The organism is Sphingobacterium sp. SGL-16 (assembly GCF_011043515.1).
Lineage (GTDB): Bacteria > Bacteroidota > Bacteroidia > Sphingobacteriales > Sphingobacteriaceae > Sphingobacterium > Sphingobacterium litopenaei.
In genome coordinates, this window is sequence record NZ_JAAKGQ010000007.1 from 62,426 (window position 1) to 84,995 (window position 22,570).

At 35.5% G+C, this 22,570-nt stretch carries 21 protein-coding genes; 12 read left to right on the top strand and 9 right to left on the bottom strand.

Annotated features, from left to right (window positions below; translation table 11 throughout):
• Window positions 1-51: 51 nt before the first annotated feature.
• Window positions 52-2,802 carry an outer membrane beta-barrel protein gene (locus G5B32_RS17530; RefSeq protein ID WP_165290325.1) on the top strand — a complete coding sequence of 917 codons (2,751 nt, stop codon included), beginning with the start codon at window positions 52-54 and terminating at the stop codon, window positions 2,800-2,802.
• Here the strand turns inward: G5B32_RS17530 and pncA are convergent.
• Window positions 2,795-3,385: a bifunctional nicotinamidase/pyrazinamidase gene (gene pncA, locus G5B32_RS04265; RefSeq protein WP_165290326.1), complete on the bottom strand. Its 591-nt coding sequence runs from the start codon at window positions 3,383-3,385 to the stop codon at window positions 2,795-2,797. The genes G5B32_RS17530 and pncA overlap by 8 nt on opposite strands.
• Window positions 3,386-3,714: 329 nt before the next feature.
• Between pncA and G5B32_RS04270 the strand changes: the two genes are divergently transcribed.
• Both G5B32_RS04270 and G5B32_RS04275 read left to right on the top strand, forming a co-directional pair.
• Window positions 3,715-4,995: a DUF4270 family protein gene (locus G5B32_RS04270; protein ID WP_223815430.1), complete on the top strand. Its 1,281-nt coding sequence runs from the start codon at window positions 3,715-3,717 to the stop codon at window positions 4,993-4,995.
• A 3-nt stretch (window positions 4,996-4,998) separates the two neighbouring features.
• Window positions 4,999-5,994, top strand: coding sequence for a Kelch repeat-containing protein (locus G5B32_RS04275; protein WP_165290328.1), 996 nt, complete (start codon window positions 4,999-5,001; stop codon window positions 5,992-5,994).
• A 125-nt stretch (window positions 5,995-6,119) separates the two neighbouring features.
• Here G5B32_RS04275 and gltX read toward each other — a convergent pair whose 3' ends face one another.
• The gene (gltX, locus tag G5B32_RS04280) at window positions 6,120-7,640 is read right to left on the bottom strand and encodes a glutamate--tRNA ligase (RefSeq protein ID WP_165290329.1); all 1,521 of its coding nucleotides are present in this window, start codon (window positions 7,638-7,640) and stop codon (window positions 6,120-6,122) included.
• A gap of 112 nt (window positions 7,641-7,752) precedes the next feature.
• On the opposite strand from gltX, the gene G5B32_RS04285 reads away from it, so the two are divergent.
• The 4 genes from G5B32_RS04285 to G5B32_RS04300 all read left to right on the top strand — a co-directional run bounded on the left by G5B32_RS04285 (window position 7,753) and on the right by G5B32_RS04300 (window position 11,644).
• Window positions 7,753-8,979 carry a sensor histidine kinase gene (locus G5B32_RS04285; RefSeq protein ID WP_165290330.1) on the top strand — a complete coding sequence of 409 codons (1,227 nt, stop codon included), beginning with the start codon at window positions 7,753-7,755 and terminating at the stop codon, window positions 8,977-8,979.
• Window positions 8,960-9,472 carry a DinB family protein gene (locus G5B32_RS04290; RefSeq protein ID WP_165290331.1) on the top strand — a complete coding sequence of 171 codons (513 nt, stop codon included), beginning with the start codon at window positions 8,960-8,962 and terminating at the stop codon, window positions 9,470-9,472. The genes G5B32_RS04285 and G5B32_RS04290 overlap by 20 nt, the downstream gene beginning before the upstream one ends.
• Before the next feature lie 2 nt (window positions 9,473-9,474).
• Window positions 9,475-9,897, top strand: a complete 423-nt coding sequence (locus G5B32_RS04295) for a hotdog fold thioesterase (protein WP_165290332.1) — start codon at window positions 9,475-9,477, stop codon at window positions 9,895-9,897.
• Between the two features lie 436 nt (window positions 9,898-10,333).
• Window positions 10,334-11,644 carry a sugar MFS transporter gene (locus G5B32_RS04300; protein WP_165290333.1) on the top strand — a complete coding sequence of 437 codons (1,311 nt, stop codon included), beginning with the start codon at window positions 10,334-10,336 and terminating at the stop codon, window positions 11,642-11,644.
• Between the two features lie 51 nt (window positions 11,645-11,695).
• On the opposite strand, the gene G5B32_RS04305 is transcribed toward G5B32_RS04300, so the two are convergent.
• The 7 genes from G5B32_RS04305 to G5B32_RS04335 all read right to left on the bottom strand — a co-directional run bounded on the left by G5B32_RS04305 (window position 11,696) and on the right by G5B32_RS04335 (window position 18,173).
• Window positions 11,696-12,268, bottom strand: coding sequence for a 5-formyltetrahydrofolate cyclo-ligase (locus G5B32_RS04305; RefSeq protein WP_165290334.1), 573 nt, complete (start codon window positions 12,266-12,268; stop codon window positions 11,696-11,698).
• A gap of 88 nt (window positions 12,269-12,356) precedes the next feature.
• A complete protein-coding gene (gene efp, locus G5B32_RS04310; RefSeq protein ID WP_165290335.1) occupies window positions 12,357-12,917 on the bottom strand; it encodes an elongation factor P in 561 nt (186 codons plus the stop codon).
• Window positions 12,918-12,990: 73 nt separating this feature from the next.
• Window positions 12,991-13,611, bottom strand: a complete 621-nt coding sequence (locus G5B32_RS04315) for an ATP-binding cassette domain-containing protein (RefSeq protein ID WP_165290336.1) — start codon at window positions 13,609-13,611, stop codon at window positions 12,991-12,993.
• Between the two features lie 19 nt (window positions 13,612-13,630).
• The gene (gene lpxA / locus G5B32_RS04320; RefSeq protein ID WP_165290337.1) at window positions 13,631-14,425 is read right to left on the bottom strand and encodes an acyl-ACP--UDP-N-acetylglucosamine O-acyltransferase; all 795 of its coding nucleotides are present in this window, start codon (window positions 14,423-14,425) and stop codon (window positions 13,631-13,633) included.
• A gap of 10 nt (window positions 14,426-14,435) precedes the next feature.
• A complete protein-coding gene (locus G5B32_RS04325) occupies window positions 14,436-15,827 on the bottom strand; it encodes a bifunctional UDP-3-O-[3-hydroxymyristoyl] N-acetylglucosamine deacetylase/3-hydroxyacyl-ACP dehydratase (RefSeq protein ID WP_190302246.1) in 1,392 nt (463 codons plus the stop codon).
• Window positions 15,828-15,852: 25 nt separating this feature from the next.
• The gene (gene lpxD, locus G5B32_RS04330; RefSeq protein WP_165290339.1) at window positions 15,853-16,881 is read right to left on the bottom strand and encodes a UDP-3-O-(3-hydroxymyristoyl)glucosamine N-acyltransferase; all 1,029 of its coding nucleotides are present in this window, start codon (window positions 16,879-16,881) and stop codon (window positions 15,853-15,855) included.
• Window positions 16,882-16,916: 35 nt separating this feature from the next.
• The gene (locus G5B32_RS04335) at window positions 16,917-18,173 is read right to left on the bottom strand and encodes an HD domain-containing protein (RefSeq protein ID WP_165290340.1); all 1,257 of its coding nucleotides are present in this window, start codon (window positions 18,171-18,173) and stop codon (window positions 16,917-16,919) included.
• Window positions 18,174-18,412: 239 nt separating this feature from the next.
• On the opposite strand from G5B32_RS04335, the gene G5B32_RS04340 reads away from it, so the two are divergent.
• The 5 genes from G5B32_RS04340 to G5B32_RS04360 all read left to right on the top strand — a co-directional run bounded on the left by G5B32_RS04340 (window position 18,413) and on the right by G5B32_RS04360 (window position 22,568).
• Entirely contained in the window at window positions 18,413-19,969 is a 1,557-nt protein-coding gene (locus tag G5B32_RS04340; protein WP_165290341.1) for a PglZ domain-containing protein, read from the top strand.
• 9 nt (window positions 19,970-19,978) lie between these two features.
• Window positions 19,979-20,395 carry a tRNA (adenosine(37)-N6)-threonylcarbamoyltransferase complex ATPase subunit type 1 TsaE gene (gene tsaE / locus G5B32_RS04345; RefSeq protein WP_165290342.1) on the top strand — a complete coding sequence of 139 codons (417 nt, stop codon included), beginning with the start codon at window positions 19,979-19,981 and terminating at the stop codon, window positions 20,393-20,395.
• A gap of 65 nt (window positions 20,396-20,460) precedes the next feature.
• Window positions 20,461-21,000 (top strand): RNA polymerase sigma factor, encoded by a 540-nt coding sequence (locus G5B32_RS04350; RefSeq protein ID WP_165290343.1) that lies wholly within the window; start codon window positions 20,461-20,463, stop codon window positions 20,998-21,000.
• Between the two features lies 1 nt (window position 21,001).
• Window positions 21,002-21,748, top strand: a complete 747-nt coding sequence (locus G5B32_RS04355) for a hypothetical protein (RefSeq protein ID WP_165290344.1) — start codon at window positions 21,002-21,004, stop codon at window positions 21,746-21,748.
• Between the two features lie 16 nt (window positions 21,749-21,764).
• Window positions 21,765-22,568: an outer membrane beta-barrel protein gene (locus G5B32_RS04360; RefSeq protein ID WP_165290345.1), complete on the top strand. Its 804-nt coding sequence runs from the start codon at window positions 21,765-21,767 to the stop codon at window positions 22,566-22,568.
• The last annotated feature ends 2 nt before the right edge of the window (window positions 22,569-22,570 follow it).

A 22,570-nucleotide genomic window follows, 5' to 3' on the forward strand; every position in this document is an offset into this window, starting at 1 on the left:
TTTGAAGTTTAACATGTTTAAACTATTATTGTACAATAGACCTATTTTCCTGTGAAAAAATTTATAAACTTTATTATCTACACACTTTTTATTATCTATTCTGTCAATTCTTATGCTCAACAAAGAATTAATGGAAGGGTTGTAGCAAAAGAAGATAAAACAGCAATCACAGGAGCAACAATAAGTTTAATTGCAAATAACAAAGATAGTACAGTACTACAATCCACTTCTTCCGGTAAATTGGGAGATTTCGCTTTTAATCAAGTTCAATCCGGAAATTATAGTATTAGTGTAAAAGCATTAGGTTTTCAAGCTAGACTTACACCTATTCAAATATCAGCTTTGAAAAATCTAACTTTAACTATTCCTCTGGAATTGGATAATATAGGTATTGACGAGGTTGTAATCTCTGCTTCTCCTGCTGTTTTACTGAAAGGGGACACAATGGAATACGATGCCAAGAAATTCGTAACCAGGGATTTTGCCGATGCAGATGAAATGGTTGCTCAAGTGCCGGGAGTAATGATTGATGAAGATGGCAATGTGACTGCGCATGGTGAGCCTGTCACACGTATAATTGTTGACGGAAAAGAATTTTTCAGTTCAGACCCTAAAGTTGCCCTCAAAACACTTCCTGCCGACATTATTGCAAAAATTCAATTGATTGATGAAAAATCAGAACAATCCCGATTCTCTGGCTTCGATGACGGCAAACGCAATAAGGTCATTAACATTGTTACCAAACCCGACAAGAAGGTCGGATACTTCGGAAAATCAGCTTTAAGTAAAGGCGATAGTGACAAATTCTCTTTTAATTCCTCCACAAATAGTTTCAATAAGGATAAAAAATACGCGATCAATCTCTTGGCCAATAATATCAATGAAACTAATTTTGGAGAGCAAGGAAGAGGTGGAGCAAGAAGAGGAAACAATAATACCGAACGAGGCTTATCGGACACATATGCGGCGGCAGTGAATTTCAGTAATACATATCCGAAGTATCGGATGGAGGTTAGTTCGGATTATAATTTTAATTCTTCCACGACTGTGACCAATTCATTGTCTAATATTCAGTATTTATCCCAAAATCAAGCTAATCAATTTCGGACACAAAATCAGCTCTCTGATGTTCAGAATATTTCTCATGAATTTGGAGGTAGACTGAAATGGCAAATAGATTCCACAAATAGATTAGATTTTTCCCCTAATCTGAAGTTTACCAGCTCTGAAAGAATAAATTCTACAGACTTCAACACCATTAACACAAGCAGTAATCCTATCAATAATTCTATTCGTTCTTCAGAAAACGATTCAAAGAATTTGAGTTTTGGAGCGTCTTTGACCTATATGCATCGATTCAAAAAAAATGGACGTACTCTATCCTTATCCGCAAGTGGCAACAAAAATAAGGACGATGCACAAGGATTAAACTTAGCTGTCACCGAATATTATAGAGATGCTGTATTGTCTCGTATCGATACAAATAACAATTCTAGCCAAAGCAATGGATACGGATCTGGGGTTAATACTACGCTTTCTTTTACAGAACAAATATCTAAAAACGGAAGAATGCAGGCGCAGTATGACTTTCGAAATAATGGTTCCTACTCCAACCGAGAAACCTATGAATTCTTGGCAGCAACAGGTCAGTTGGGTGAATTACGAGACCGTTTATCCAATGAATTTCGAAATGATTACAATTACCATAGTGGCGGACTTTCCTATATCTATGTACTAAAAGATTCGATAAGATTACAGCTTGGAATTAAATATCAGCATGGCATCCGCCACAATAATCGTACTGTGCCTATTAATCTCAAAACTACGGCCGATTTCAATAGTCTATTACCCCATCTGTCTACAAAATACATGTTTACATCGAGTAAACAGATAGAATTTAGCTATAATACACAAACTAATACCCCTGCTATTAATCAACTTCAAGATTTTATAAATAATCAGAATGAGTTACGCATAACAAAAGGAAATCCAAATTTAGATCAGGAATATGCACATTCATTACGATTGGAGTTTAAAGATGTCAACAAGAAGACTGGCAAATCGCTGACCACCAATGTAAACTATGAATATATTCAAAATAAAATAATCAACAGCATCATTCAAACTGACACAAGCATAATCCTATTTGATGATATCCGCTTAGGAGCAGGTGGACAATATATTGCGCCTGTAAATGCGGATGGAGCTTATTCGTTCCGAATCAACAACAGTTTTGGCCTTCCAATAGAAAAATTGAAGATTAATCTGAATCTGAATTCTCGTTTGTATATGAATAATGAGCTTGCACAAATCAATGAGTCTCCAATTAAAAATAAAACTTTTGGATACGGTCAAAGTGTGGGTATCAATTCCAAATTTTCAAAAAAATACATCATCGGTTTATCGTACAATATTGATGGACGAGAAACGTCCAATATAATGACAAGAACTGCACGATATCATGTTGTAAACCACAGATTGAACAGCAACCTGACCCTTGAGCCTCTAAAAGACATCGTATTTACTTCGAACTTAACATGGTTAAAAAATGGAGGAATAATGAACTATCCAAATATTGAGACTTATATTTGGAATGCCTCTATTGGTAAAAAGCTTTTCAAGAAAAGCAATGGTGAAATCACCTTAAAAGGATATGATTTACTAAACAAAGCACAAAATGTAAGCAGAAGAGTAACCGAAAATAATATCTCGGACGTAACCTCGAATACGTTAAACAGATATTTCTTACTATCCTTCACGTATAACCTTAGAAAATTCGGTTCTACTAATCTTTTTAAATAAACAGACCGCCTTTTTGTAAGAAAAGTTCTTTCTTTTTCATGTAAGCATCTTTATCTATAGCTTTTGTTCCTTTGGAAATGATGACCGATTTGTACCCCAATTCTAATGCGTCTATAGCTGTGAAATAAACACAAAAATCTGCTGCTAAACCACAGATATGTACTTCGTCTACATTTTTGGACTTCAAAAAACCATCAAGCCCAGTGCTATGACTTTTGAGATTATCATAAAATCCACTATAGCTATCTACTTTTTTATCCATTCCCTTTCGGAAAATAACCTGTATCCTATTTGTATCCAGCAGACTTGAAAATTCAGCACCTGGAGTTCCTTGCACACAGTGATTAGGCCAGAGTGTCTGTTGATAGCCATTCCATTCTATTACATCAAAAACATTATTTTCTACATGTGACGAAGCAAAACTTTTGTGGTTTAAGGGATGCCAATCTTGCGTAGCAACCACGATTTCGTATTTTGGTAGAATCCTATTTATCTGTTCGATTATTTCATCGCCGTGCGCAACTTCTAATGCGCCGCCTGGCAAGAAATCGTTTTGAACATCAACTATTATCAATGCTTTCATAAATTGAAGTTAATAAAATATTATTTAATAGCCTTATTAAGGCTTTTGAAGAATACATCACATCGAATTGTAGCAAAACATCTAATTTTCACGTGTTTCAAAGGAGTATTTTATATTAACGCAACATATGTAAAACAAAATAAATTATTAGATTTGCACCTCATATCTACAGACAGTAGATATTTAACATATTATAACACATTTAACAGTAGGTATTACTTACATTTGCATGTCAACTAATAAATATGAGTCAATTTTTACGTTTTAAATATTTACACTTTCTGTCTGTTGTAACTGCATTGTCCTTTATTACGAGCTGTAATAAGGATATGAGCATTTCTTTAGACGAAATTGATGAAGACATTGCAGTCACTTTTATTGACTCCTTTACCGTAAATACATCCTCATATCAGTTGAATTATTTACCTGCCTCAGCTACATCAAATGTATTGGTGGGAAAGGTTCAATCCAGCGACTTAGGTAGTGTAAAGTCTACTTCGTACTTACGATTGATGATGGACTCTTATACAGATAATATTCCAGAAGGAGCTGTATACGATTCGGTAAATGTTGTATTGAAACCTAATGCTACAAGATATTATTATGGCGATACTACTCAGGTTCAATCCCTTGCTGTGCATAAAGTAACACAAGAGATTGTTACAACCAATATTTTGTCATCCATTGATAGCTACAATGCACCGGCGTATGTCACAGGCCCAACAATTTTTAGCAATCAAAAATTCACTTACGAAAATACAGCACTTGGTTCAGTACAGTTTAGACCTTATGTCAATTCAATTGATACTATTAGTATTCGATTAAACGACAGTTTTGGTAAGGATATTTTTGACAAGATCAATACGAATGATTACAATGTCAATAATGTTGAAGCTTTTCACGCTTACTTAAAAGGTATTGCAATCGTACCTGCTGACAATAATACAGCAATCTTAGGCCTTAACGATACAGTTAATGTTCACATCAACTATTCGTATATTGGATCAGATGGTTTTAAAGTAACAGGTAAAAAAATCTTAACGAATTATTCGCCTTCTTATCAATACAACAATATTGAATACGACAGAAGTGGGACTCCATTCGCAGCTTTGAATGCGACTAACAGAGAATTGTCGTTTCAACAAACAGATAAAAAAGCATATATCCAATCTGGTACGGGTTTGGTAACGAAAATAAAAATGCCGTCTCTTCGCGAATTCATGAATAACGAAAACATCAGTATCAACAAAGCCGAATTAGTTATTGAAACAGAATCGCTGGGACAAGGTGCATCTCCAGCTCCAAAGAGTCTTATGCTGATGGTTTCCAATAAAAATGGATTACCTGTAAATTTTGTTCCTACCCCATTTTCTACAACTATTCAAGAAGCTACTTACGTAGAAGGCAATGATGTAGGTGAGAATGGAAAATATGTTTTTAACTTAATTGATTATATTAAGAATATTAATTCAAATCGATATATTGACACAGATTTATTAATATCTACAGCTTCATCAAGTCTTTTTAGCACAGTTAATTCTGCTAAAATTGCGAATGAAAACGGAAAGCCTAAGATCAAATTAAATATTGTATATACTAAATTTAAATAATTTATGAATAAGAAAAATTGGCTATGTATTGTTTTAGCCTGTGCTTTTACACTTTCAGCATTTAATTCTTGTAAAAAAGACGACGACGACGATAGCACAACGGATAATGGTCCTACAGAATGGGTGAGATCATCAGCTTTTGATGGCGATCCAAGAAGTGCTGCTGCGTCATTCCAAATTGATAATAAAGGTTTCATCGCTACAGGTATTCTTACAACAAACGAAAGAACAAAAGACGCTTGGTCTTTTGAAAATAACGTATGGAAACGTGTGGCAGACTTTCCTGGAGTCGCTCGTAACGGTGCAGTGGGTTTTTCTATTGGTCAAAATGGATACGTTGGTTTAGGTTATGATGGTACTGACGTATTAAAAGACTTCTATAAATACAATCCTTCGACTAACACTTGGACACAAATCGCTTCATTACCTGAAACTGCTGAAGCTCGTTATGGTGCAGTAGCGTTTACTTTAGGTAACAATGCATATATCGGTCTAGGTGCAACTAAAACTCAAAAAACGTTGAAAGATTTCTGGAAATATGATCCTGCAACAGACAAATGGGAAGCTATTGGTTCAGAATTCAAACAAAAACGCGTGGATGCATTTGCTTTCGTAATTGGAAACAAAGCATACGTAGGTGGTGGTTTTGATAACAACCAATATCCAGAAGATTTCTATTCTTTTGACGGTTCTAAGTGGACAGAAGAAACTCCATTGAAAGATACAGATAATACATATGATTTAACACGTCGCGGCGCTTCTACATTCGTAATCGGAAACTACGGTTATGTAGTAGGTGGTAAGAAAAATGCTTCTTTGAATACAGTATGGAAATATGATCCTGCTGCTAAAAAATGGGAAAGCAAACACCAATCTCTTCCTCAAAATGCTAGAGATGCAGCTGTATCGTACTCTATCGGAGGTAAAGGTTACCTAGTAACTGGTGCTAACGGATCATTGAAATTCGATGACAACTGGGTATTTACACCTGTAAGATAATTAAGAATATATTATACTAAAAAAGGCTTTGCAATAGAATTGCAAAGCCTTTTTTAATGTCTGAAAAATCAAAGAAACGGGACATAAATCTTAGTTTTTGTCCCGTTCGTGTATTTATCTTCTTTCTAGTTGAATAATTCCAAAGCTTTCTTTACTCTAGAAATAACTTGTTCTTTACCTAATAGCTCCGTAATTAAGAACACATCCGGACCAAACTTTCCTCCTACTAACATGATACGATAAGGCATCATCAGTTCTCCGATTTTCATTCCCGACTCAGCGACTTTTCCTTTAAAGAAAGGCTCTAAAGTGCCAGCAGTCCAATCATTTTGCTGCTCAAATTCAGTAATGATATTTTCGAAGAAAGCTGTTTTATCTGTATTCCATTTTGGTTTTACCGCATCTACATCATACTGTGCGGGCTCTTGGAAAAAGAACGATGCTTGTCCCCAAAAATCAGAAACATACGTTAAACGTTCTTTCACTGCTGATAGCACGGTATTTAAATAAGCTTCATCAAGATCAAAAATATTATTTTGTGTTAAAACTTCTTTGATTTGTGGAAAAAGCTCCGCGTTATCCGTTTTCTTGATCCACTCATGGTTGAACCACTTTGCTTTCTCAAAATCAAATTTAGCACCACTTTTGCTAATACGCTCTACAGAGAATTTTTCTATTAATTCTTCAATAGAAAACAATTCTTGATCCGTACCATCATTCCAACCCAACACACCTAGCATATTTATAAATGCTTCTGGCAAAAATCCAAGTTCACGGAAACCTTTAGTCAAATCACCCGATTTAGGATCTGTCCAATTCATCGCATAAACAGGGAAACCCAAACGATCTCCATCACGCTTGCTTAACTTACCATTTCCATCAGGTTTTAGGATCAATGGCAAATGTGCCCATTGTGGCATTTGCTCTTTCCATCCTAAATATTCCCACAGCAACAAATGTACAGGCGCAGAAGGCAACCACTCTTCACCACGGAACACGTGCGAAATTTCCATGGCTTTATCATCCACAACCACTGCTAAGTGATATGTCGGCATGCCATCAGCTTTCAATAAAACCTTATCATCAATCAATTTTGTTTCGAAAGAAACACGACCACGAATCATATCGTCAAAAGACACAACTTCATCTTCGGGCATTTTAATACGAATAGTATGAGGAGCTCCTGCGTCTAATAAAGCTTTCGTTTCCTCTGCTGAAACACTTAACGAATTGCGCAAACTCAATCTATTTTCATGCGAATATCTAAAGTTTGGTTGTATTTTTCGTTGTTCGTCCAATTCTTCGGCCGTATCAAATGCGTAATAAGCATATCCAGCAGCTACTAATTGTTCAGCATACTGACGGTAAGAAGGTTTACGCTCACTCTGACGATAAGGGCCAAAAGCGCCTGGATTCTCTGGACTTTCATCTGGAGAAATACCGCACCAAGCAAGACATTCATTGATATATTCTTCAGCACCTGGCACAAAACGCGTTTGGTCTGTATCTTCTATTCTTAAAATAAATTCACCTTGATGATGTCTAGTAAATAAATAATTGAACAAGGCTGTTCTTACACCGCCCAAATGCAATCCTCCCGTAGGACTTGGTGCGAAACGCACTCTTACTTTCTGTTGTGAACTCATGATGCAAAATTACTTATTTCTCATTTAATAAATGAATTAGAACATCCCTACCTCGTCAAATAAAGATCAAATATTGAAGAAAATCCTTATTTTGTAATAGTTTTTATCGCGAATGAATCCATATCAGTACAATACCAAACAAGCTTGGAAAGTAGTCCTTATTATAATTGCTGCCACCATTGGCATAGCGTCTCTAGTATATAGTAACTATTTAGTAAAGAGCTTATCCCAATCCGAGCGAACAAAAGCGGAGGTGTGGGCTATGAGTACCAGAAGTATTATGACCATGCCTGATGTGGACGATGAATTCATCAGTTTTGTATATGCTGTACGTGATAGTCTCACTTTACCTGCTATTATTACCGATGAAAAAGACAACATAATCTTTTGGCGTGATTTAGATTCCACAAAAACCAATATTAAGATAGAAGATTCTACAAAAACGAATTTAGAATACGATCCGAGCTACTTTCAAAGGGAATTAATTCGTATGAAAAGTGCACATAAACCTATTTTGCTGAATTTAGAAAATGGCGAGAAATGGTCGGTTTACTATCACGATTCTAAAGCCTTACGCAATTTGAAAATATTTCCATTCATTCAACTTTCGCTAATTGCAATTTTTCTTGTCATAGCCTACTATGTGTTTAATTCCATCAAACGTTCGGAACAAAACTTAGTTTGGGTAGGTATGGCAAAAGAAGCTGCTCACCAATTGGGCACCCCAATATCTTCTCTGATGGGATGGATTGAGCTAATTAAAATTAAATTTGACGCTGAAGATGACCAAGTGGTCAACGAAATGGAACGTGATGTTACACGCTTGGAAATTGTCGCTGATCGTTTTTCAAAAATTGGATCAAAACCTGCGTTGACAAACTATAATGTATATGAAGTCATAAATAACTTCGTGCAGTACTTCAAAATTCGAACTAGTGAAAAAATATCCTTTCAAATAGTGGGTGAAACCCACGTCGAAGCGATGCTTAATGTTCCTTTATTCGATTGGATTATCGAGAACTTACTTAAAAATGCTGTCAATGCAATTGATACTGAAGGAACTATTACCATAGTTATTAAAGAAAATATTGCGAAAGAAGAAATTTTTATAGACATTAGTGATACCGGTAAAGGAATACCAAAATCCAATTTTGAAGCCGTTTTCCAACCAGGATTTACTACTAGGCAACGTGGATGGGGACTTGGCCTTAGTCTGACCAAAAGGATGGTCAGATATCACAAAGGCCAGATTTTTGTCAAAGAATCCGAAGTAGGAAAAGGCACTACATTTAGAATAGTACTAAAAAGTAATTTAAATTATGAACCTACTCAAGTCTGAAGATTACCCAGCTATCTACGAAGATTATATTGAAAATGTGCAAGGAAATGTGATGGATGAACTCGAAGCTCAACTCGAATCCTTTCCACTATTCATCCAAGATATCCCTAAAGAAAAAGAACTATACAGCTATGCGGAAGGCAAATGGACTGTTAAAGAAATCCTATGTCATATCATAGACACCGAACGCGTGATGTCCTATCGTGCGTTGCGATTCGCGCGCAATGACATGACCGCATTAGCCTCATTTGAACAAGATGAATTTGTCGCTTTCGGCAGACATAATGAGCGCGAAATGAGCAGTATCATTGAAGAATTTATCCACCTCAGAAAATCAAACATAGCTCTGTTCAAGACATTTAATGAAACGGAATTAAGTAGAAAAGGTATGGCTTCGGATAGATTAATCAGTGTACTTGCCTTTATTTATGTGATCGCAGGACATTTAAATCACCATAAATTTATTTTGCTCCAAAAATATTTAAACAATTAAGCATGATTTGGAATAGGGAATATACATTAGAAGAAATAAATGTTTTGTTTGAGAGGAATATGACGGGCTTTTTAGACATAAAAGCCTCTTCTATTAGTGAGGATTCCTTAGCAGCAACCATGCCTGTAACGGATAAAGTGCTACAGCCATACGGAATTTTGCACGGTGGAGCATCGGTCGTACTTGCAGAATCAGTAGGAAGCGTTGCCTCCGCTTTGATTATCAACACCGACACACATAATGCAGTAGGTTTAGAAATTAATGCCAATCACCTTAGACCGGGGAAATTGGGAAGTACTGTAGAAGCCAAATGTACACCTATTCATATTGGAAGAAGTACACACGTATGGGACATAAAAATCCATGATGATAAGAAAAGATTGATTTCCATCTCCAGATTAACAGTTGCTATTGTAAAGAGATAAAAACGTGAGTTTTTCAGATTAAAAAGTCCAAGCTTTTTTAGCTTGGACTTTTTAATTAATATTTTTTGGAAAAAATTATAGATTCCATCTACAAAAAATAGTATCGAAGGATCAAGATTAATTCACATTCATCACATTTGGCTAAAAAAATAAAAAAACTTAAAACTTTTTTTACCAGATCATTGTTATCCTTTTAAAGTACCATTCATTTGGTAATATGATACGGTTTAGGTTTTTAGAGAGACTTCGCCCAACGAAGTCTCTCTTTTATTATAATTCTTAAAAAGAACAAACGTTTGACTGAATTATTTTTTTTCTAAAATCCATTTTATTTTGTTAGTCTTGTAATAGGAACTAGACTATTTTAAACCGTGAAATAAACATTATATCATAAATTGTTCCTGCGAAATATTAATTAAAAATATTAAATTTTAGTATGTCTTCAACATCACAGTCTAGCGCTTTACCAAATGCGCCACAAAAGACAGCCTTTCTACCGATGGCAATTTGTTGTCTTTTATTTTTTATTCTTGGATTCTTTACGTGGGCAAATGGTGCATTAATTCCCTTTGTTAAATTAGCTTTCAGTCTGGATTCAGATTTACAAGCTTTCTTTGTTTTATTCGCTTCCTATATTGCCTATTTCTTTTTAGCCTTACCAAGTTCATGGATCATTAAGAAAACTGGCTTTGAAAATGGCTTAATTTTGAGTTTAATATTATTAGGAGTTGGATCTTTAATTTTTATCCCTGCAGCCCACCAAGGCAGTTATAACTTATTTTTATTGGGGATATTTGTTCAAGGTTCTGCAATGGCCTTAATGCAAACAGCTGTTAACCCATATTTGAGTATTATAGGCCCCATCGATAGCGCGGCACAACGTATTGCCATAGCGGGCGTTTTCAACAAAAGTGCGGGCATTATTGTGCCATTTATTCTAGGAGGTATCTTATTAAAAGGTTCGGCTGAAATATCAGAGAAATTACAAAGTCTTCCTCCAGGTCCAGAGCACGATGCTCTAATGAACTCGCTATTGAGTAGAGTAGATACTCTGTATATTATTTTGGCTGTAGTAGTTTGTCTGTTTGGTTTAGTAATCAAATTAGCCAAAATGCCTCCTGTAGATGTTGACCAAGAAGATGAAGACTCATTAGCAGCTCAAGGAAATGATAAGAAAACAAGTGTTTTTAATTTTCCTCATTTATTTTTAGGCTCATTAGCTATTTTCTTTACGGTAGCTGTGGAAGTAATGGCAGGAGATATTATTGGTACATATGGTCATCAATTAAGTTTACCTGAATTCTTTGTAAAATATGGTACTGCATTTACATTGTCTTGCATGTTGGTAGGCTATTTTATAGGAATTATCGCCATCCCTAAATATGTAACCCAGCAATACGCTTTACGTATATGTACATTTGTAGGTATCGCTCTTACTGTAACTTCGGTATTTACATCAGGATTAACATCCTACATATCATTAGCCATGTTGGGTATTGCGAATGCATTATTATGGCCTGCTATTTTTCCCCTGGGCATCAAAGGTTTAGGTAAATTTACAAAAACAGGTTCTGCTATAATGATTATGGGTATTGCCGGAGGCGCCGTATGGCCTTTAGTTTATGGTTTCTTAAAAGATACTGTAGGAATGAACTTTCAATATGCCTTCTTATTAGCTATGGTTCCTGCATATTTATACATCTTGTATTTTGCGACTTGGGGTCATAAAGTAGGTAAAAAAGCTTAATAGCAAATTAAATATAAACAGAAAGCCTTAGAAATAACTTCTAAGGCTTTTTTATTGAAATGAATAAATATTCAACGGAGTAATACAATGCGTTAACCTTCTATCCCACTTTTCCACGTCTGAAATTCGTTGTACAGGCTCAAAAAAACTAAGACCATAGGATTTGATATCAGTCCTACATTTACTCAAAAACCGATCGTAAAAACCTTTTCCATATCCTACACGATTACCTTTTATATCGATGACAAGTAAAGGCACAAATGCCAAATCAATTAATATTTCGTCCACTAATTCTCCCTTTACAGGTTCTAAAATACCATATGCATTCTCTATCAGCTCTGTCTTATCATTTAGAATATAATTTTGCATAGAACCATTTGTAAAGTCTGATTTTGAAATAACAAGTTGAATATGTGGATGGAATTCGCGTAGCCACTTAATCAATCGGATCGTATCAGGCTCATTGAATTTTTCTAAGGTCAAATACACATGTACATACGTATATTTCTCCCAGTCTAACATTCGCAACTTCTCAAATAGCTGATCATTTAAAGTAGCTTGATCTTGAATACTAAGATTGTTTCGACGTTTTTTATACTCTTTACGTAACTCGGATTTGGTCATAATTAAAGGTATTAAATAAAAAACGGCCTTGTAGCTGGAGTACTAACAAGACCGAAATAATCAACCTAAACCTAATTTCTTATATGTATTATTTTACACGCTCGATGTAATCACCAGTCGTAGTGTCTACTTTTACCTTATCTCCTTGATTGATGAATAAAGGAACATTGATTTCGACACCTGTTTCAACAGTTGCTTTTTTCAATGCGTTAGTAGATGTATCACCTTTCACCGCTGGCTCTGTATACGTAATCTCTAATTCAACACTTTTAGGAGCTTGGGCCATTATAGGTTCCTCACTTTCAAAAGCTACGATTACGTTCATACCCTCTTTCAAAAATCGTGCCGAACTTCCGAATAAAAATTTAGGAATATTGAATTGTTCGTAAGTAGCATTATCCATCACTACAAAAAATTCGCCATCCTCATATAGATACTGATAATCATTAGTCTCTACACGAGCAATTTCTACCGCCTCGTCTACACGAAATCTATATTCAACTAATTTTCCAGTTTTAACGTTACGCATTCTGGCTTGATAAAAAGCACGTAAGTTTCCTGGTGTACGGTGTATATATTCTTCAACAGTTACTAATTCACCATTGAAACGTAAAACATTTCCTGATTTTACTTCTGAAGCTTTAGCCATTTGATTTATATTATTGTTAATAAATTACAAATGCAAAAATAGAAAAAACTATGCGCTTATAAAAACGATTGGCTTACTTATAGGAAGTAATGGAGAATTTTTCATCACAAAAGCTATATTCCTTCTCCTGATTGGATCCAATGATCAACAATCTGTCGGTTGAAGAAGTAGCCTTCACGAGATTCAAATACCAATCTTCGCCGGAGGTATCCAAATTGGATGTAGGTTCATCCAAAAATAATATCTTCGAGTCACTACAACAGGCTATTGCTAATTTAACACGTTGTTTCATGCCCGAAGAAAAGAATTTAAGCCCTTTATTAGCAGACTTTTCCATGCCCAACAGATTAACGATGGATTTAGCATCGTAACCGGATAGATAATTTTTGAATTTGAAATGGAAATCCAACAATTCATTCAAGGTGAACTCTTCTATAAGCTCGATATAAGGTGCTGCTATAGACACGTATGAATAAACAGTATCTACCTCGATAGAAGAAGATTCAACAGTATATTCAAGTTTTCCTTCACTAGGCGTAAGCTGCCCAGTCAATACTTTGATAAGCGTTGATTTACCCGAACCATTAGGTCCAAGGATGGCATAAGATTGTGATGAGGAGAAGGTATAATCTATACCTCTGAAAATCCATTCTTGATTAAACCTTCTCCCTAGATTTTGTAAAGTTATCTTCAATAATCTTTCTTTTAATTGATTAAACTCCAGTTTTACCTGTGTTGAATCCTCGAACCACACCTCGATTCGAGCTGCGAACAAATCCTAAGATTTCATCTCTAATTTCGGTCGCCTCAAATTCAGCTTCTACAATATCTAATGCTTTAGATAAATTTCTATGCTGAACAAAAAGTACACGATAGATATTTTGAATCTCAGAAATCTGATCCGAAGTATATCCTCTACGACGAAGTCCTACAGAATTGATACCCGCATAAGAGATAGGTTCACGTGCTGCTTTAATAAATGGAGGAACATCTTTACGAACTAAAGTACCACCAGTCACAAACGAATGGGAACCAATTTTACAAAACTGATGCACCGCAACTAGTCCAGCTAATACCACGTGATCACCAACAGTGATATGTCCCGCAAGAGTACTTGAATTTGAAAAAATACAGTTATCTCCCACAATACAATCATGTGCAATGTGGCTATAAGCTTGTATAAGACAATTTTTTCCGATTACAGTTTTATATCTGTCTTTTGTGCCTCTATTGATAGTGACACATTCACGTATTGTTGTATTATCACCGATTTCGGCAGTAGTGATTTCACCTTCGAACTTCAAATCTTGAGGTTCTCCTGAGATTACAGCGCCAGGGAAGATACGGCAATTCTTCCCGATTCGAGCCCCGTCCATAATGGTCACATTAGACCCTATCCACGTACCCTCGCCAATTACAACATCCCTATGTATCGTGCTAAATGGCTCAATCACGACATTTTCAGCAATCTTTGCTTCAGGATGTATATACGATAAAGGTTGTATCATTATATTTTGATTATTTCACTTTTACTATTTGAGCCATTAATTCGGCTTCGCTCACTATTTTCTCCCCTACCATGCCTACACCTTTCATACGAGCAATGCCTCTACGAATTGGCTCTAACAATTCGCAACTGAATATAATGGTATCTCCTGGATGCACTTGATTCTTGAATCTTGCATTTTCAATCTTCAAGAACAGTGTCAACCAGTTTTCAGGATCTGGAACAGTATTCAAGACCAAAATACCCCCAGTCTGTGCCATCGCTTCAATTTGCAAAACCCCAGGGAATACTGGAGCTCCTGGAAAATGCCCCATGAACAAATCTTCGTTCATTGTCACATTCTTCAATCCCACTACATGAGTCTCTGACAATTCGAGAATCTTATCTATCATCAAGAATGGTTGACGATGTGGAAGGATTTTCATGATTTGTACGGTATCGTATACTGGCTTAGCATGAATATCGTACGTATTTATTTTTTTCTTGTTTTTGTCTCTTTTGATTTGATTTTTAATGCGTTTAGCAAAAGCTACATTGGCTGCATGACCCGGTCTTGCTGCCATAATATGTCCTTTCACAGGACGACCAACTAACGCTAAATCACCAATCATATCCAACAGCTTGTGACGCGCTGGTTCATTTTGATATCTTAACTGAATATTATCCAAGATACCTTCATCTGCTACAGTTACACGTTTGTTAAATAGAGTTTGAAGTTTATCCAACTCTTCTGTCGAAACTTCTCTGTCTACTATAACGATAGCATTGGATAAATCGCCACCTTTAATTAGATTATTGTTAACAAGTGCCTCTAGTTCATGTAAAAAACAGAAGGTACGTGAAGATGAAATTTCTTTTTCAAAATCATCAATTGAGCTGATAGACGCATGTTGACTTCCTAAAACTGGGGAATTAAAGTCAATCATGCAAGTTAAACGGTAGCCATCTAAAGGCATACCTACGATTTCAACTTTGCGGTCAGGCTCCGAATAGTGGATATTTTCTTTTATTTCGTAAAAATCTCTATCGGCTTCTTGATCAACAAATCCGACTTGAGTTAATTTTTCGATAAAAATGCTTGAGCTACCATCTAAAATCGGAACTTCTGGACCATCTAGATCAATCAATACATTATCTACTTGAAGACCTACTAAAGCGGCCATCAAATGTTCGATTGTACTTACTGATGCTCCATTTTCAGAAATAGTAGTACCTCTTGATGTATCTGAAACGTTATCCGCGTCCACAGATACTATAGGCTGATTTTCCAAATCAACTCTTCTAAATTTGAACCAATGATTCTCAGGAGCTGGTCTTAAGGTTAAAGTAACGGATTTACCAGTATGTAAACCTATTCCAGAAATTGTAACCTCAGATTTTATTGTCCTTTGCTTTGTGTTCATTTCATCCATTTTATGGTAAATAGTTTTATTTGTCTTTCAAAAGTTTTTCTAATTCAGCGATACGTTTTTCCAATTCTGGCAATCGAGTATAAACTACTTGCGATCGCAATTGGCTAGTATACGGTGCAAATGGAGTTCCTCCCCATTTTTTAAATGGTTCGGTAATACTACGGTTAATACCAGATTGTGCCTGTACTTGGGTACCATCAGCAATATTGATATGACCAACTACCCCAACTTGTCCTCCTAACACCACTTGCTTACCTACTTTTGCGCTACCAGAAACTCCTGTTTGCGCGGCAATAACTGTATTTGAGCCAATCTCTACATTATGGGCAATTTGAATCAAATTATCCAATTTCACACCTTGATGAATGATTGTAGATCCTAACGTAGCTCTATCAATTACCGTATTAGCTCCTATTTCTATATTGTCTTCCAATACCACATTACCGATTTGAGGTATTTTCTCGTATGAACCATCTGCTTGAGGTGCAAATCCAAACCCATCACTGCCTATTACGGATCCAGAATGGATGGTAACATTGGAACCTATTACACAATCGTAATAAACAGTTACACCTGGAAACAAAATGGAGTTATCTCCGATTGTAACATTGTCTCCAATATATACACGCGGGTAAATCTTTACGTTATTACCTATTTTTACATCTCTACTGATGTACGAAAAGGCGCCAATATAGCCCCCATCACCGATCTGTGCTGTCTCGTGTACGAAAGCTTGATCTTCACGACCTGCACGCTCTACACGCAAGGCATGATAAATTTTCAATAATTCTGAAAAAGAGGTATAAGCATCTTCTACACGAATTAAAGTGCTTTTAACAGGCTTTTGTAATACTAAATCTTGATTTACTATTACAATACTTGATTCTGTTTCGTATAAATAATGCTCATATTTGCGATTTGACAAAAAAGACAATGCGCCTTCAAAACCCTCTTCAATTTTGGCTAATTGTGATACCAAAGCTTCTGGATTTCCCTCTACTGTCCCATTTAATAATGTCGCTATTTGCTCCGCTGTAAACTGCATGTACTACAAATGTATCTTTTTTTCCTGAAAATAATTTAATCTTTTGGGCTCTCTTCCAACTCAACAAAGCCAATTTCTTTGGGATATGTCAAGGCATACTTCACCACTTTTTTAGATAAAGCTTCTAAATTGGATAAATCAGATGCTTCTGCAATATCCACTAATTGCCCTTTGTTATTTACGATACGAATAGGTTCCTTTTCAGCGCTATAAGCCGAATTGTGTATGACCTGTTCATAAATAAAGTATTCTAATTCTCTTTCGCTTAACCCAAAATAAGCTTTAGTTTTATTTTTATACACTTCGATTTCTTCTTCAGCAAAAGGATTAGATCTTAGTTCTGTACGGAATAAGTCTCGACGTAATATTTTTTGACAAAGTGTACTCAGTATGAAATCATCATGATCTACCCAACATTTCAATGCTGAAAGTATATCAGTATCATCCAATTTGGTAAACCAATTCAAATGTATTTCATCCGATATAAAATTTGTCGCATTGATTCTATTTTTCAAAAAGTGCTGCAAGGCTGGTGTTGCAAAAAGCTCAACTCCTTGATTACTTATTTCCTTCGCTCTTTTTAGTGCTTTTATCAGCATTTGCTCTGCTCCAATAACTGTTTTGTGGAGATAAACCTGCCAATACATTAACCGGCGAGCAATCAAAAATTTCTCTACCGAATAAATCCCCTTCGATTCGACGACCAACTCATCATTAACAACAGTTAGCATCTTGATGATACGATCAAACGAAATGACACCTTCAGAGACACCTGTAAAAAAACTATCTCTATTTAAATAGTCCATTCGATCAGTATCCAATTGCCCGGAGACTAATTGATGTAAAAATCGCCTTGAGTAATTGTCATTGAAAATTGTAATAGCTAAAGATAAATGACCTTTAAATTCTTCATTCAAGCGATCCATCAACATGGATGAAATTACTTCGTGAGACACGCCTTCAATCAAAGTATGCTCTAAGGAGTGACTAAATGGGCCATGGCCTATATCGTGCAGCAAAATAGCAACTAATACCGCCTCCTCCTCTTCTTCGGATATCAACACATCTTTACTGCGCAACGTATCAATAGCCAACTGCATCAAATGCATTGCTCCTATGACATGCTGAAAACGCGTATGCAAAGCACCTGGATAGACCATGTGCGTCATACTCACTTGCTTGATATATCGTAAACGTTGGAAATAAGGATGCTGAATCAGATCAAAAATAAAACCTGACGGTATTGAAACAAAACCGTATACGGGGTCATTAATGATTTTTTTCTTATTCAACAGTCTTTTACCTTATGAAGTTTGTTATCTTTATACTTATGCTACGGTTTTTCCAAAGAACACCTAATCTAAGTTAAATGCAAAGATATTAAGATTACAGTTAATTAATGTTAAAAAAAGGTAGTTATTTGGAATATAAGTACAATTCTAACTATTATACATATTAATTGCGTGAGCAAAGTAGTCAATTATACTCTTTTGATTGACGATTTTGTTCTTTTCAAATTAGCGTATTCAAAATGGCAAAAACACATATATTGTGGGCAGACGATGAAATTGAATTTCTCAAACCCCACATTCTACTTCTAGAAGACAAAGGATATAAGGTAAAAACAGTGAACAACGGAACAGATGCTGTAGAAGCATTCCGCAACGAACCTTTTGATTTAGTTTTCTTGGATGAAAATATGCCAGGACTTACTGGATTAGAAACATTAAGCATTCTTAAATCTATTAATCCCACTATTCCGAACGTTTTAGTCACCAAAAATGAGGAAGAACACCTCATGGAAGAAGCAATCGGCGCTAAGATTGATGATTATCTTATAAAACCCGTAAACCCAAAACAAATCCTTATAACAATCAAGAAATTCACTGAGAACAAACGTATTGTGAATGAAAAAACATCAATGGCTTATCAACAAGAGTTTCAAAATTTAGGTTTATTGATCAATGATGGGTTGGATTACAAAGGCTGGGTAGAAGCCTACAAAAAGCTTATTTATTGGGAACTTTCGTTAGAAAAGCTTGAAGACGACAGCATGCATGAGATTCTTCAGACTCAGAAAGCAGAGGCCAATAATATATTCTTTAAATACATCGAAAAGAACTATATCAACTGGATGAAAAATCCAGAGGAAGGCCCTATTCTTTCACATCAATTGTTCCGCAAAAAAGTCCTTCCAACATTAAATGAGGAAAGACCTACTTTCTTCTTTTTAATAGACAATTTGCGATATGACCAATGGAAGCAAATCAATGATGTGATAACAGATTATTTCCGTCTTGAAGAAGAAGATAATTATTACAGCATTCTACCTACGGCAACACAATATGCGCGCAACTCTATCTTTAGCGGACTTACGCCCTTAGAAATGTCCAAAAGATTTCCAGATTTATGGCAGAATGATGAAGATGAAGGTGGCAAGAACTTAAACGAAGACAAATTTTTAGCCGATCAATTAAGAAGGTTGTACCGAAAAGAAATCAAGCACAGCTACACCAAAGTTTTGACTTTAGAACAAGGACGGGATGTAGTAGACAATTTGAGCAATTTGATGAATAATAATCTCAATGTCTTGGTATATAATTTCGTCGATATGTTGTCACATGCACGCACAGATATGGCCATGATACGAGAATTAGCAAATGATGAGGCGGCTTATCGTTCATTGACGCTCTCTTGGTTCGAACATTCTCCATTATTAGATGCTTTGAAATGGCTTTCGCAAAAGAACGTGCGGATAGTAATAACAACGGATCATGGAACAATACGTGTCAAGAAACCAAGTAAAGTAGTTGGCTATAAAAACACAAATACCAATCTACGGTATAAACAAGGTAAGAACCTAAACTATATCGGTAAAGATGTTTTTACAGTAAAAAATCCTTTGGAAGCACAACTTCCTTTGTTGCATATGAGTTCAATTTACTTGTTTGCAAAAGATGATGTGTATTTTGTCTACCCTAATAATTACAATCAGTTTGTCAATTATTTTTTAGGAACATTTCAGCACGGAGGTATTTCACTCGAAGAAATGATTATTCCTTATGCCACTTACATTCCAAAATCATAATTTTGCAACATGAAAATAGAGGTAAAAGATTTAGGTGAATTAAAAGAAGCAGCTCAACAGGTAGTTAAAACATTTTCGGATGATCGCATATTTCTTTTTTACGGAAATATGGGTGCAGGAAAAACAACATTTATCAATGAGCTTTGTCTTGCTTTAGGTGTCACCGAACATACTTCTAGCCCAACATTTTCTATTGTAAACGAATATAGTATACCTCAAGGCAGTATTTATCACTTTGATTTTTATAGGTTAAAGAATGAAATGGAAGCCCTTGATATGGGCTACGAAGAATATTTTTATTCAGGAGATTACTGTTTTGTAGAATGGTCTGAAAAAATCCCTAATCTAATACCGCTTCATTATGTTAAAATCGCAATTGAGGTATTGGAAAACCAACATCGACTTATTACCATCGAAAAAAAATAATTTTTTTTTCGAACTCATGCAACCTTTCTACAAATCCTTGCGTCTTCCTATTAAACTAACATCAATTGGAGAATATTAACTTAAATAGAATATGGCAAGGCTGTCAGGCGCAGGATAAAAAATCGCAAGCGCAACTTTATTCTATTTTCTCCAAAAAGATGTTTGTGGTGTGTATGCGCTATGCGCAGACAACGCTAGAAGCGGAAGACATTCTTCAAAATGGATTCATAAAAGTCTTTACTAAGCATCATTTATTTGATGGCAAAGGATCATTGGAAGGTTGGATAAAACGTATCATGGTCAATACAGCTATAGAAAGCTATCGTCAGAGCAAAGAGAAATATACGGACAGCATCGGCGAGCAACATGAAAACACGATTCATAGTCACTTGACAAGTGACACCAGTTCATACCAGGACTTATTGAAACTCATAAAAGAATTACCGCTTGGATACAGAACTGTTTTCAACTTGTATGCTATTGAAGGTTACAGTCACAAAGAAATAGCAGAGATGTTGGGCATCTCGGAAGGGAATTCGAAATCTCAACTTTCTCGAGCAAGACAGGCATTACAACAAAAATTGATAAAAGAAAACACTATATAATATGGAGTCACAAGATTTAGATAAATTATTCCGAGATGCTTTCGAGCAAGCGGAAGAGACACCAAATAACCGTGTTTGGGAAGGCATCGAACAAGAGCTGGCAAAAGAAAAAAAGGTAGTTCCTTTTTACATCAAATATAGAGCGCAACTTTCTATAGCAGCGACATTGCTTTTGTTTTTCGGAATAGGGTTGACTTTCTATAAAAAGCCTCTTCCTTCTGGGAAAGAAAAAATTGAAGAGGTGTTGACTGCTATTGAAAATAATAATGAACCTTCTAAAAGCGAAGAAATTAATGCTCAAGAGAAACCTGAGGTTGTAGAATCTATCCAAGAAAGTTCAAACTATTCTCCAAAAAGATCGGTAGCGAAAAATATGGAAGAAAAGCTTCCCGTTAAAGAAGAACTTGCAGCAATTAACCATTTTGAACGCTATGCTACCGAGGAGGCTAAAGAAAATTTGCAAACAGATCATTTATTAGCAACCCTAGAAGCGGATATCGTGGTAAAACCAAATTATACAGAAGAAGTAAAAATAATTGAGCACTTAATTGAAACACCAAATTCATATACTTTCGCTGCACCAAAAGAAGAAACAAAATCTTCTATTGTCACCAAAGTATTAAATGGAATAACCAAGAATATTTTAACAAAAAGCATCGATATCCAAGATAATAAAGAAATCGAATTTAGAAACGACGAAGAAGGATCCATAACACTCAATATATTCAATTCATTAGCAAAAAAATAACCTAATATATATAATCATGAAAAAGATCTACAACATAACGAGTACCTTACTTATTTTATTCAGTATTGTTAATATTGCCGTCGCACAAAGCTATACTTCCACTGTAACAACCATCACTTCACAGGATTTAACTGTTGTCAAAAAGAAAACTGATATAGAAATTTCTATTGGTGCAAAAGATGGCGATGAAACCACAAAATATCCTCGTGCCTTTGGTGGAATTACCTTTTCAAGAATAGATTGGGGATTCTCCAGAATCATGGATGACGGAGCATTTACTTTATCAGAAGATAATCAATTCTTGAAATATAAAAAAGCATCAAATTTTGGTTTTGATGTAGCGCAATTCGGGCTTCGTGCAAGCGACAATTTCAAAACTTATATTTCAGCTGGTTTTGAATGGAATTATTTACGATTAGAGAAAAATATCTTGCTGAATGAAAATACCTCTCCAATTTCTTATGAAGACGGGGATGTGGAATATAAAAAGAATGTTTTTACCACAACTTACTTCCGCATGCCTTTAACTTTCGAATGGAGAAGTGACAAAAACAGGAAAGGAGAACGTGTAAAAGTGGCTTTTGGTGCGATGACAGGTGTCTTATTAAAAGGTACACAACGTTTGAAAAGCAAAGAAAATGGTAAACAAAAATTCAAAGATAATTACAGTTTAGCTTCATTCCAATACGGACCTTTCATTAGATTAGGTTACGATGATTTCGGAATCTTCGCAAAATATTATGTAAATGATTTCTTTGAAAAAAGTCCAGCGCAGAAAAACCTTAACAATTTAGCATTTGGTATTAGTTTAGGATTTTAATC

Coding starts and splice junctions, on each gene's coding strand:
- pncA (WP_165290326.1), bottom strand. CDS start 3,385: ATGAAAGCATTGATAATAGTTGATGTTCAAAACGATTTCTTGCCAGGC.
- G5B32_RS04270 (WP_223815430.1), top strand. CDS start 3,715: ATGAGCATTTCTTTAGACGAAATTGATGAAGACATTGCAGTCACTTTT.
- G5B32_RS04275 (WP_165290328.1), top strand. CDS start 4,999: ATGAATAAGAAAAATTGGCTATGTATTGTTTTAGCCTGTGCTTTTACA.
- gltX (WP_165290329.1), bottom strand. CDS start 7,640: ATGAGTTCACAACAGAAAGTAAGAGTGCGTTTCGCACCAAGTCCTACG.
- G5B32_RS04285 (WP_165290330.1), top strand. CDS start 7,753: ATGAATCCATATCAGTACAATACCAAACAAGCTTGGAAAGTAGTCCTT.
- G5B32_RS04290 (WP_165290331.1), top strand. CDS start 8,960: ATGAACCTACTCAAGTCTGAAGATTACCCAGCTATCTACGAAGATTAT.
- G5B32_RS04295 (WP_165290332.1), top strand. CDS start 9,475: ATGATTTGGAATAGGGAATATACATTAGAAGAAATAAATGTTTTGTTT.
- G5B32_RS04300 (WP_165290333.1), top strand. CDS start 10,334: ATGTCTTCAACATCACAGTCTAGCGCTTTACCAAATGCGCCACAAAAG.
- G5B32_RS04305 (WP_165290334.1), bottom strand. CDS start 12,268: ATGACCAAATCCGAGTTACGTAAAGAGTATAAAAAACGTCGAAACAAT.
- efp (WP_165290335.1), bottom strand. CDS start 12,917: ATGGCTAAAGCTTCAGAAGTAAAATCAGGAAATGTTTTACGTTTCAAT.
- lpxA (WP_165290337.1), bottom strand. CDS start 14,425: ATGATACAACCTTTATCGTATATACATCCTGAAGCAAAGATTGCTGAA.
- G5B32_RS04325 (WP_190302246.1), bottom strand. CDS start 15,827: ATGAACACAAAGCAAAGGACAATAAAATCTGAGGTTACAATTTCTGGA.
- lpxD (WP_165290339.1), bottom strand. CDS start 16,881: ATGCAGTTTACAGCGGAGCAAATAGCGACATTATTAAATGGGACAGTA.
- G5B32_RS04340 (WP_165290341.1), top strand. CDS start 18,413: ATGGCAAAAACACATATATTGTGGGCAGACGATGAAATTGAATTTCTC.
- tsaE (WP_165290342.1), top strand. CDS start 19,979: ATGAAAATAGAGGTAAAAGATTTAGGTGAATTAAAAGAAGCAGCTCAA.
- G5B32_RS04355 (WP_165290344.1), top strand. CDS start 21,002: ATGGAGTCACAAGATTTAGATAAATTATTCCGAGATGCTTTCGAGCAA.
- G5B32_RS04360 (WP_165290345.1), top strand. CDS start 21,765: ATGAAAAAGATCTACAACATAACGAGTACCTTACTTATTTTATTCAGT.